8 protein-coding genes are annotated in these 11943 nt (G+C 62.2%); 6 read left to right on the forward strand and 2 right to left on the reverse strand.

What is annotated here, in order from left to right; all coding sequences use genetic code 11:
- Window position 1: 1 nt before the first annotated feature.
- The gene (locus ACUUL3_RS08075; protein WP_448556227.1) at window positions 2-2272 is read left to right on the forward strand and encodes a VWA domain-containing protein; all 2271 of its coding nucleotides are present in this window, start codon (window positions 2-4) and stop codon (window positions 2270-2272) included.
- A 144-nt stretch (window positions 2273-2416) separates the two neighbouring features.
- Window positions 2417-3340, forward strand: a complete 924-nt coding sequence (locus ACUUL3_RS08080; protein WP_448556229.1) for a hypothetical protein — start codon at window positions 2417-2419, stop codon at window positions 3338-3340.
- A gap of 86 nt (window positions 3341-3426) precedes the next feature.
- Here the strand turns inward: ACUUL3_RS08080 and ACUUL3_RS08085 are convergent, their stop codons facing one another.
- Both ACUUL3_RS08085 and ACUUL3_RS08090 read right to left on the reverse strand, forming a co-directional pair.
- Window positions 3427-4143 (reverse strand): Bax inhibitor-1/YccA family protein, encoded by a 717-nt coding sequence (locus ACUUL3_RS08085; protein WP_448556230.1) that lies wholly within the window; start codon window positions 4141-4143, stop codon window positions 3427-3429.
- A 274-nt stretch (window positions 4144-4417) separates the two neighbouring features.
- Entirely contained in the window at window positions 4418-5185 is a 768-nt protein-coding gene (locus ACUUL3_RS08090; RefSeq protein ID WP_448556231.1) for an MBL fold metallo-hydrolase, read from the reverse strand.
- Window positions 5186-5441: 256 nt separating this feature from the next.
- Here ACUUL3_RS08090 and ACUUL3_RS08095 point away from each other — a divergent pair, with 256 nt between their 5' ends.
- The 4 genes from ACUUL3_RS08095 (at window position 5442) to ACUUL3_RS08110 (ending at window position 11921) form a co-directional block, all read left to right on the forward strand.
- The gene (locus ACUUL3_RS08095; protein ID WP_448556233.1) at window positions 5442-9584 is read left to right on the forward strand and encodes a DEAD/DEAH box helicase; all 4143 of its coding nucleotides are present in this window, start codon (window positions 5442-5444) and stop codon (window positions 9582-9584) included.
- A 211-nt stretch (window positions 9585-9795) separates the two neighbouring features.
- Window positions 9796-10701: a MotA/TolQ/ExbB proton channel family protein gene (locus ACUUL3_RS08100; RefSeq protein WP_448556235.1), complete on the forward strand. Its 906-nt coding sequence runs from the start codon at window positions 9796-9798 to the stop codon at window positions 10699-10701.
- Window positions 10698-11588, forward strand: a complete 891-nt coding sequence (locus tag ACUUL3_RS08105) for a flagellar motor protein MotB (protein ID WP_448556237.1) — start codon at window positions 10698-10700, stop codon at window positions 11586-11588. Before ACUUL3_RS08100 ends, ACUUL3_RS08105 begins: the two co-directional genes overlap by 4 nt.
- Window positions 11589-11699: 111 nt before the next feature.
- Window positions 11700-11921: a two-CW domain-containing protein gene (locus ACUUL3_RS08110; RefSeq protein WP_448556239.1), complete on the forward strand. Its 222-nt coding sequence runs from the start codon at window positions 11700-11702 to the stop codon at window positions 11919-11921.
- The last annotated feature ends 22 nt before the right edge of the window (window positions 11922-11943 follow it).

Genomic DNA, 11943 nt, shown 5'->3' on the forward strand with positions numbered 1-11943 from the left:
CTTGCCCAGGACCGATCTCAAAAAACGTTTTGCCGAGGCAGTGTTTCCGGACATTCTCAGCGACTGGGAAATCGAGGAACTGCTCGAACCGCTCCTTGCCCTGCCGGAAGCGCATCTTGCCGAGACCCTCCGCCAGGTCAAGGTCATCTGGCCGGTGAGTCACGCCCTCTGCGGCAACTTCCTGCACCGGGTGGAAAACGGCCTGCGTTGCCTGGAACCGGCCCAGCTTGCCGAGTGGGTGAAGGCCGTTCTCGCCGCCTACGAGGATGGCGGTCTGCTTGCCGCGCAACGCCTGCTCGAAAACGTGGAAGACAATTTTCTCTGCCGGCTCCGCGGCGAGTCCGCGGCCCGTTTCCCGACGGCGGCAAAAAGCCTCACCCCTTATGCCTGCGGCCTTTTCGGCCACCCGGTCGAACTGGTTTCCGGGGCGGAGGTCTATACCGACACCGAAAAAATCATCCTCCCTCCCGAAATAAACCTTTTCCCGAAACAGAGGGACAATTTCCTTCTCTACAAGCTCACCATCTCCTTTCAGTGGGCCTTTGCCCGCCTCGGCACCTTTCGGGCAACCCTTGCCGACGATTCCCCCATCGTCACCGCCCTGAAGCAGCGCCACCGGAGACGGATCGTCGCCGCCGGGCCCTGGCTTTCCGACTTTTTCCAACTCTTTCCCCGGCCGGAAACCGCGGCCCGGCTCTACCATCTGTCCGAAACCGCCCGGGCCGCCGCCTTTCTCCGCGACATGCTGCCCGGCCTCATGCGCCAGTGCCTTCCCCTCCTGGCCCTGCTGAGAGAGGCGCTTCCCGGAAACGCGGACAGCCGCATCGACGGCCTGCAAAACCGCATTCTCGCCCCGGACCGGGAGGCAATGGCCGCGGCGGAGAGCGCCGCGGATTCCCTCCGCTTTCTGGCCGAAACCTATGACCACTGCATTGACGGGGAAGACCGCCTGCCCGCCCTTCCCTTCCAGGGCGTGTTGCGGTTAAACGAGGTGCAGGCCGTACGGCGGAAAAGGCGGGAGGAGGCAAAGGCGAAGTTCATCAGGGCTCTGGCGCCGCTGGTGGCGGCGGCAAGCAGGGAAACCGGCCATGAGGAGGGCGAGAGGAGCGAGGCAAGGATGCCGAAGCTTGCCGCGGATCAGGCCCAGGCCCTCCTCATCCCCCCGGAGCAGCAAAAAAAAGAGCCCGGAATCACGCCGGTTTCCGAACAGGAAACCGGCACCTTCATCACCGTCGACGACCTGCCGCTTCCCCTGCCCAAAGACCTGCGGCAGCTCGCCCGGGAGATCATGGACGATCTAGGCCACATCCCGTCCCAGTATATCAGCAGCGCCATGAATTTGAGCGGCCGGGCCATTGCCAGGGGCGCCCCTCCGCCCGGGCCGGGGGGCGAGGCCTTGAGCGGCGTCAACGTTTACGACGAGTGGGACTACCGGCGCATGGATTTTCGCAAGAACTGGTGCTCCCTGCGGCTCAAGGACATCCCGCCGACCAGGGGAACCTTCATCGGCGCCACCCTGGCCAAATACAAAGGCCATCTCTTAAGGCTCAGGCGCCAGTTCGAGATGATGCGCACCCAGGAACGTTTCATGAAAAGACAGAAGGAAGGGGACGACATCGATCTGGACGCCCTCACCGAATCCCTGGCCGACCTCAAAGCCGGCCTGCCGCCCTCGGAAAATCTCTTCATCAGGCTCGCCCGCGAACAACGGAGCATTGCCGCCCTTTTCCTCATCGACATGTCCTCCTCCACCGAAGGCTGGGTCAGCACCGCCATCAAGGAATCCCTGGTCCTGCTTTGCGAGGCCCTGGGCGCCCTCGGCGACGCTTACGGCATTTACGGCTTTTCCGGCATGCGCCGGACCCGCGCCGAACTCTTCCACATCAAACATCTCAACGAACCTTACAACGATGAGGTCAAGGGCCGGATCGCCGCGATCAGCCCCCAGGAATACACGCGCATGGGACCTCCCATCCGCCACCTCAGCGGGATTCTCGCGGAAAGCGAGGCGAAGATCCGGCTGCTCATCACCCTTTCCGACGGCAAGCCGGAAGACTATGACGATTACAAAGGGGATTACGCCATCGAGGACACCCGCCACGCCCTGATCGAGGCGAAGGCGCGGGGCATCCACCCCTTCTGCATCACCATCGACAGGCAGGCCCACGATTACATCGCCCACATGTACGGAGAGGTGAATTACATCTTTATCAACGACGTGAAAAAACTGCCCAACCGGATTCCGGAGATTTACCGCAGCCTCACCTCATGACCGGGAACATCGTAAATTCCGAGCGTTTTCATGCAGTAAGCCCGGGCGCCCCTCCTCTTTTCATTTGACCTTCGCGGTTAGGCACGCTAGACTGAGTTGTCTTTACGTCTGTTTTTCCGCAAAATAACCCATGGATACGACAAAATGAGCCAACCAGAAAAACGCGCGGTCAAGGAAAAAACCTCCCTCCCCCTGATCATCGGCATAGCGGTGCTTGTCGGCCTGGGCCTTCTCGCGGGGTGGTATTTCTTTCAGACTCCGACCCGGGGCCCTGTCATTGAAGTTGCCGAGCAAGCTCCGCCGCCCGCTGTTTCCGAAAGCGCGCCTTCGATCCCGGAGATGGCATCCGCCCCGGGCCAGGCCGCCCCGGTTGTTGCCACGCCCACCGCGGAAAAGCCCAAAGATCCCTGCGAGCTGATCAGTGCCGAAATCAACGCCATCTTTACCTCCCTGGACGGGCGGGATTACATTGCCGCCCGCAAACTGAAAGATGGCAGCCACGCCCATTTCAGCAAAGTGGCGGAAAAACTCCTCGCCACGCCGCCGGTGATCAGCGGGGAAACGGACAGCCTCTACTCCATCCTCAACAACACCGCCCACTTCTACCGCACCCTCCGCAAGGACGACTTCTTCCTGCTCAAGGAGATCCTGGAAAAAGAGAGCGACTCCCTGGAAGCGAACCTGGCGACCTTTTACCGCTGGACCGAGCTTGCCCCGAAATGCGACACGACCACCATCCTCATCAGATTGCCCCTGCCGGCCCTCTATGAGTATGCCGGCTTTTTCCTTCACACCCTGGGCGGCCAGTCCTACCTCTTTCGCCGCGAATCACGGCTGCGGCTGCTGGTGAAATATTATTCCATCCTCATCCTCGACCGGGCCAACGACGCCTCCCTGAACCGGCACGGCCTCGATATCAGACCCTCCATCGATTCGCTGCTCACGGACATGAAAACCGCCGGCAACCTCGCCGGCCGTGACGACTACGAGACAAAGTTGATCCTGCTCCAGGACAAATATCTGCAGCAGTACGGCGAGAAAAAATCGGCCGCCCCGTCGCTGCGCTGACCCCCTCGGGTTTCCAATAAAAAATCCGGCGCGGAACAACGGTTCCGGCCGGATTTTTTATTGGAAACAGTCTGGCTGACGCCTGTTCAGCGCCGATCGCCCAAAAAGCGCAGGAGGTGAATGAAGAGGTTCACGAAATCAAGATAGAGGGCGAGCGCCCCCATGATCGCCCCCTTCTGGATTGCCGCCTGGCCGCTTTGCATGATGCCGCCAGAGCCGATCCGCAGAATCTTCTGCACGTCATAGGCGGCAAGGCCGGTGAAGACGATGACGCCGATTCCGGAAACGACCCAGGAAACCATGGCGCTGCCAAGGAAAAGGTTGACCACCGAGGCGATGATCATGCCGATGAGCCCCATGAAAAGAAAGGAACCCATGCCGGTCAGATCCTTTTTGGTCACGGTTCCGTAAACCGCCACGGACACGAACATGCCGCCCGCCACGAAAAAGGTTGCGGCCACCGAGGTGCCTGTATAGAGGAGGAGGATGGCGGAAAGGGTCAGGCCGTTCAGCAGCGAATACAGCAGAAAGAGATTGGTCGCCGCCCTGGCGCTCATCCGCTCAACGCGGGCGGAGAGATAAAACACCAGCCCCAGCTCGCCGAAGATCAGGCCGTAAAAGAAAAACTTGTTGCCGAAGATGATCTGCTGAAGCAGAGGGGTGTTGACCACCAGAAAGGCGCTCAGGCCGGTGAGGCCAAGACCTACGGCCATCCAGTTGAAAACCTTTGCCAGAAAAAGGGTGGCGGCCTGGCTGCCGGACTGCTCCAGGGTCATGGTTCTGTTTTGTTCGCTTCCGTACATATCTTCTCCTTGTCTTTCAATTTGTTGGCGCGCCAAAGTATCTCCATTGTAATCATGGCAAAAAAAGAAGCAAGCCCATTCACGGCGAAGCCGAGCGGATAATGGGGAAGGAGCGGCGGCAGAGGATGTGTCGCCGGATTTCGCCGGGCCTGGAAGAGGCAGGGAATTCGGGAGGTTGGCCAAAGCGTCCTTGACCGACCACTGGTTGCCAAAGACCTTTTCCAGGCCATTTGATTCCGGCAGGAGCCATTTTTTCGCGGCCGGCCAGGCCCCATCACAGCTCCAGCCGCGCCCCCGGCTCGGGCAGCAGGATCGTCAGGGCCGGATCATGGGCGGAAAGCTCCGCCATCCCGGCTTTTGCCCGCGCCCGCTCATGATGGGCGACATGGACCAGGGCCAGCATCTTCGCCCCGGCCCGCCCGGCGAAACGTACGCTCGCCCCGACACTGCCATGGTTGGGCGTTTCCTCTTCCGCCCGGTACGCCTCCTGCACGACAAGATCGCAGCCAGTGGCCAGCTTCAGGCTTTCCGGGGTCGGCCTGCCATCGCCGCTGTAGTAGAGGGACTTGCCGCCCGCGCTCAACCGGAGGGCAAGGGCAGACTGCGGGTGCTCGACGCGGGCGAACCGCCAGGAGCATCCTGCCGCCGGAAACGACGGCAAATCAGGAGCCGCAGTCAGGTATTGCAACGGAAACTGAAGCCTTGACCCGAAAGCGGGATAGGCGAGATCCAGGGCCAGCTCCACCTTCTCCCGCAATCCGGCCGGCCCGACCATCAGGAGCGGTTTCGTCCGCCCCATCTCCCAGAAACGCAGAAGCAGCAAGGGCAGACCGAAAAAGTGATCCCCGTGGAAATGGGAAATCCAGAGGGCGTCGAGCTGATCCGCCAGGGGATAATCAAGAAAATAGCGATGGGGGGTGGTAAATCCGCAGTCAAGTAGGATATAATGTGTATTGGCCCCGCTCCTCGCCGCGACCAGCAGCGAGGTGTTGAAACAGACCGGGTCGCAGGCCTCGCCAACCCCTAAAAAATGGATCTTCACCGCCAACCCTCCCCATTGTCCCTGAACCCCATGCAGACCATCCTCCCATGAACAGCGTCATTCTTTCCCGTCCGCGACGCGGAACCAGGAACAGGGGGGCGGCCAGCAAACAGCATCTACCCTCCAGGTGCGGAAAATGCAAGGGCCTTTTGCCCATGACGCAGTCCGTGCTTCCCGCCGAGCGTTCCGACCGGACCACCGGCCAGGCCGTCGAAGGGGCAGACCTGCCGATGCCGTCCGGACTTTCCTTTCGCCCATGACCACTTTCCAGGAAAAAAACGCGCTGCCGCGGGAAGAGGATCTTCACCCCCTGCCGCCTTTGTCCCGTCTTGTTCTCCATGCCTGCGCCCTCATCGGTGAACCGCAGAGCAGGGATGCGCTCCTGGCCTTTCTTCTCCGCCCCGAGATGCGGGAGGCCATCCGTCCCGCGCAAAAGGCGGACCTGGAGGAGAGCCTCAACCGCCTGCTGGCCGATGATTTCCTGCGCAAAGACCTTCTCGTCCCGCCGGCCCTCCAGGAAGTCGTCGCCAGACAGGCCATGGAGCAGGCATACTTTCTCCCCCTCGTCGCCGCCTGCAAAAAGGCCTTCCCCGCCCTGGGCCCCGACGAAAATACCGATCTGGATGCCCTGTGGCAGCGGACAATCCGCGACCTGCGCCTTGCCCTCTATCTGCTCGACGAAACCGCCTATACGCGAAATCTTCTCCGCCTGCTGGAGATGCAGGAGCAGTTTCCCCGCCGTTTCCCGGAAAACCCCATGCTCAGACTCTGCGGCCTCCCCTTTGCCGCCCCCTGGTTCAAGCGCCTGCCCCTCCATATCCAGTTTTATGCCTTGAACCAGATCTTCATCAACGGCCTCCTCCAGCTCGGGGAACCACGCCTGCCCACGGCCTATCTTGAAGACAAGGAATTTCTCGCCTCCCTGCCGGCGGGCCAGCGCGACCCCTTTTACTATCTGCTCATCTCCGAACTGCTCCTCCGCGGCGATGACGCCCTGGCCAGCGCCCATCTCGACGCACTGGCCGCATCCGGTTCCCCCCTGGGCCTGCGGGGCTGGCGGGAATTCATGGCGGGAAACAACCGGCAGGCCATCGAATCCTATGAGACGGACCTTGCCCAGATCAGGAAGGGCAACCAGAACGAGCAGGCCTATTTCACCGGCATAGAGGGATTTTTTTACCTGCTGGCCCTGCTGAAGGACGGCAGTTACCTGAGACATGCCGCGATCAAGAAAGCGGTTGCCGATGTTGAGGCACTGCAGCCGCACAACCCTTTTCTTCCGGCCTACGCCCTGCTCCTTGCCGTGGTGGCCGCCAAGGAAAACCGGCTCGACCTGGCCCGGGAACGCCTGCTCGCGGCCCGGCAACTCTCCCGGCCGCACAGCATCACCATCCTGGTCTGGGCCCTTGCCTCCTACTGGATCGAAGGAAAACCGGCCGACCAACTGCTGCCGCAACTCAGGATTTTTCAGAAAAAAGCCGCCCGCCACGGCTATTGCCGGCTGGCTGAGGAATACGCAACCCTTCTCGGCCTGGCCTCTGGAAAAACCAAGGCCGCCGAACCGGCGCCGGAATCCCTCGCCTCGGCGGTCAAACCGGAGGAGCAGTGGCAGCGGGCGCTGCGGGCCCTCAATTTCACCTCGGGCCCGGCCCAGGCCCAGACGCGCGCGGAACAGCAGTACCGCCTGGCCTGGTTGCTTGCCCATGAGAAAACGACCCGGAACATCGCCATCCTGCCCAAGGTCCAATCGCTTTCGGCCAGACAGCTCTGGACCAAGGGAAGGGCCATCGCCCTGCGCAAGCTGTTTCGGAAGAAACGCCCCGCGTTCTTAAGCCTGCAGGATGTGCAGGTATCCGAAACCATAGAGGAACTCCGGGACAGCCGCGGGGTTTTTTACCAGTTTGCCACCACCCGCGCCATGCACGCCCTCATCGGCCACCCCCACGTCTTTCTCGCCGAGTCCCCCAGGACACCGGTGGAAATCCTCAAGGGCGAGCCGGAACTCCGGGTGGACCAGCAGGAGGATTCCCTCCATGTGCGGTTTTATCCTCCCCTGGCTCCGGAGGAGATCACGATCATCCGGGAGACGCCGGTGCGGTTCAAGGTGTACCCCATCGGCGAGGAGCACCGGCGGGTCGCCCTGATCATCGGCGACGAAGGCCTGCGCGTACCCGTTACCGGCAGGGAGGAGCTGTTCGCCACCCTGGGAAACATCTCCTCCTTCATGACCGTGCACTCCACCATCGACGGCAGATCCGCCGGCATTGACGAGGTAACGGCGGACTCCCGCATCCACATGCAGCTTCTTCCCTACGGCACCGGCTTCCGGCTCGCCATGCTGGTCAAACCCCTGCACCCGGAGGGCCCCTACCAGAAACCGGGGGAAGGGCCAAAAACCATCATCGCCCAGCTCAAAGACAAACGGGTGCAGACGAAACGCGATCTCAACCTGGAAGAGGAAAACGCCCGCTCTGTCGAGGAATCATGCCCCATGCTCGTCGCCGCCCCGGACCTTGAACGCGAATGGATCCTGCAGGATCCCGAGGAATGCCTGCAGCTCCTCCTCGAACTGCAGGCCCTGCCGGAGAGCGTGCTCATCGAGTGGCCGGAGGGAGAAAAACTCACCGTAAGCCCGCCGGCGGAGCTGAACCAGATCCTGCTCAACATCAGGGAGCACAACAACTGGTTCGAGATGAGCGGCAGCCTGAAACTCGACGACTCCCTGGTCCTGGACATGCGCAAGCTCCTGGATCTTGCCCAGACCACCGCAAGCCGCTTCATCCCCCTGGGGCACGGCCACTTTCTCACCCTCTCCCGGGAACTGCGCAGACGGCTTGACGAGATCGCCGCCTTCAGCGAGTTCCGCAAGAACAGCATACGCCTCCATCCGCTCGCCGCCCTGGCCCTGGAGGATTTCACCAGCGGGGTGGGCAGACTTGAGGTGGATGCGCGCTGGCGGGAACAGGAAAGGCGCCTTGCCGAGGCCCAGGAATACGAACCACTGCTTCCCTCCACCTTCAAGGCCCAGCTCCGCGATTATCAGCTGGTGGGCTTTCAGTGGCTGGCCCGTCTGGCCGGCTGGGGGGTGGGCGCCTGCCTGGCGGACGACATGGGCCTCGGCAAGACCGTGCAGGCCCTGGCCCTGATCCTGGACCGGGCCAGCCGGGGGCCGACCCTGGTGGTGGCTCCCACCTCGGTCTGCCCCAACTGGCAGGAGGAGGCGAACCGCTTCGCGCCCACCCTCAATGTGATCATGTTCGGCGGCCGCTACCGCAAGGAGCTGGTCAGCGAACTCAAGCCCTTTGACCTCATGATCGCAAGCTACGGTCTGCTCCAGCAGGAAACCACCCTGCTCGCCACGCAGAACTGGCAGACCATCGTCCTCGACGAAGCGCAGGCCATCAAGAACTTCATCACCAAACGCTCCCGGGCCGCCATGCAGCTGCAAGGGGAGTTCAAGATGCTCACCACCGGCACCCCCATTGAAAATCATCTCCCGGAACTCTGGACCCTCTTCCAGTTCATCAACCCGGGGCTGCTGGGCTCCCTGAACCAGTTCAGCCAACGCTTCGCCATCCCCATCGAACGACACAACGACCCCGAGGCCAAGCGAAGGCTGAAGCGGCTGATCAACCCCTTTATCCTGCGCCGCCTCAAAGCACAGGTCCTGGAGGAGCTGCCGGCGCGCACGGAGATTCTTCTCCAGGTGGAAATGGAGGAAAAGGAGGCGGCCTTCTATGCCGCCCTGCGCCAGCAGGCCCTGGAAAAACTCCAGCACGGCGGCGGCCCGCCCGGCAAACGCTCTCTCCAGATCCTGGCCGAGATCATGCGCCTGCGAAGGGCCTGCTGCAACCCGCGCCTCATTGTCCCGGAAACCGACATTCCCAGCGCCAAGCTGGCCCTCTTTGCCAAACTGGTCTCGGAACTGCGGGAAAACGGCCACAAGGCCCTGGTCTTCAGCCAGTTTGTCGACCATCTCGCCCTGATCCGCGCCCATCTCGACCGGGAAGGCTTTTCCTACCAGTACATGGACGGCAATACGCCGAGCCGGGACCGGCAGCAGCAGGTGCAGGCGTTTCAGGCGGGCAGGGGCGATCTCTTTCTCATCAGCCTCAAGGCCGGCGGCCTGGGCCTGAACCTGACCGCCGCCGACTATGTCATCCACATGGATCCCTGGTGGAACCCGGCCGTGGAAGACCAGGCCTCGGACCGGGCCCACCGCATCGGCCAACAGCACCCGGTCACCATCTACCGCCTGGTGGCGAAAAACACCATCGAGGAAAAGATCGTCCAGCTACATCAGGAAAAAAGGGATCTGGCGGAAAGCCTGCTGGAAGGGAGCGACGTGATCCGGGCGGTGAACTCCGCCGAACTGCTGCGCCTGCTCCGGGAAAGCTGAAGGAGCCAGGTCCATCGCCTTTTTGCCGGCCTCCGGCCGGAGAGGCGGGAGAATTTCTTCCGGCCCGGGCTCAAGCCCTGCCTTGACTCTGCCGATAAAACACGAAAGACCGTCGACGGCCACTGTTCCGACGGCCTCACAGACACGCGCGAACCAGCGACCCGACCCGGAAGGGGCGGGACAAGAACCACCAAGCATACAAGGGCTGGCCATGAAGAGCAGCAGCACCCGTTTTGCCGATTACGCAACCATTGTTGGCCTTCTCGGCGCCGGCGCGGTCGTCGCCTCGGTGCTTTACGCCGGCAGCACCGCCGCCATCTTCATGAACCTGCAATCCTTTCTCCTGGTCTTTGTCGGCAGCACCTTCGTGGTGCTGATCAAATTCAACAGCCGTCAGTTCCGCCGGGCCTGGCTCATCGCCTTCCACGCCTTTTTCATGCGGCAGGAAAGCCCGCATGAGATCATCGACACCATCATCGGCCTGCAGAAACGGGCGCGGGTTCACGGCCTGCTCGCCCTGGAGACCGAAGGCATCGCCCATCCCTTCCTGAGACAGGGCGTCAAGTATGTGGTGGACAACATCAATCCCGCCATCATCAAGAACACCCTGAGCAAGGAGATCTTCCACACCCTGGAACGCCATCAGTCCGGCGCCAAGGTCTTTCGGGCCCTGGCCGACGTCAGTCCGGCCATGGGCATGATCGGCACCCTCATCGGCCTGGTGCAGATGCTGGCGGCCATGGACAATCCGGATCACGTGGGCCCGGCCATGGCGGTCGCCCTGCTCACCACCCTGTACGGCGCCGTGATGTCCCACATGCTCGCCACCCCCATCGCCGACAAACTGCTCCTGCGCAGCCAGGAAGAACACCTGATCAAGATGCTCATCGCCGATGGCGTCCTCGGCATCCAGCAGGGGCTGCACCCCTATGTGCTCGAAGAAATACTCCTCGCCTACCTGCCCGGTTCCCAGCGGGTGGGCGGCCGCTGGAAGGCCAGATCCGGCTGCGGGGAGAACATGCCGCAGAACGACATCCTGACGGGCGGCCAGTTCCGGCCGTTCGCCGAAGCCGGCAAACCGCCGGCCCTGAACGCCCAGGACGAGACAGCCCCATGACCCCCACCCCGCCCACCTCCGCGCCAGCCGACGGGCAGACGCCGGCCGGCGGCCCCATGCAGGAAAGCGGTCCCGGCCCGGAGACGACTCCGGCCGATGCCGGGCAGGAGGTCGAATTCTTCGGTCTGGAATTCGACTATCAGAACCTGCAAAACCCCTTCAGCGAAGAGGCGCATGGCAAGTCCCCGGCCTGGATCCTCACCTTTGCCGACATGATGACCCTGCTGCTCTGTTTCTTTATTCTCCTCTTCACCATCTCCCGGGTCGATCTGGCCAAATTCCGGGAGGTCGCCATGGCCATGACCAGCGCCCTGGGCGGCAAGAACATCATCTATGTACCGGTGGAGGGCGGCGGCAAGGAGATCATCGGCGCCGAGGAGGCCGACCTCACACCGAAGCTCAGAAAAACCATCATGGACGCCGAGCGGCTCAGGGCCGCCCTGAGCGGGGAGATAGACCGGCGGATCCTCGACGTCGTGGTCTCCGAGCAGCTCATCATCATCCAGATTCTGCAGCACGGCACCTTTGAACCCGGCCGCGCCGACCTGCACCCGGCTTTCCTGATCACCGCCCGGAAAATCAGGGATGCCCTGGTCGAGATCCCCGGCGACATCACCATTGCCGGCCATACCGACAATCTGCCCGTCAGCGGCGGCATGTTCCGCTCCAACTGGGAGCTTGCCGGCGCCCGGGCCTATTCGGTGATGCACGAGCTGCTCAGGGGAAAGGTGCTGCCCGACGACCGCTTTGTCCTCAAGGGCTATGGCGCAACGCAGCCGCGGGTTCCCAATTCCTCCGAGGCGAACCGGGAAAAAAACCGCCGGGTGGAGATCATCATCGACCAGCGCGGAATCAAGGACAGAGCCGACCTCATCGCCATGCGTTGAACCGCGCCCGCGCCGGTCAGCACCCATGGCTCCGTAATCTTCCCGTATTGCCGATCTCTTCCCTTTCCGGTAAGAATGCGGGGCAAACCCTTGACGGCAGGAGGCAAGCCCATGCATTGCTGGGAATTTCACAAGTGCGGAAAACAGAAAAAAGGCTGCCCGGCCTTTCCCGGCTCCGGCAAAAACTGCGCCCTGGTGGCCGGCACCATCGGCTCCGGCCAACCCCTTTTCACCTTCGGCCAAAAGGAGGAACGCTGCCGGCAATGCGCGTTTTTCCGGAGCAAGCACTACGCCGAAGAATATGAACCCGACATAGCGCATGAGCCCTTTTAAGCCCGCCGCCGCCCCTCTTGCG

This window comes from Thiovibrio sp. JS02 (assembly GCF_053485635.1).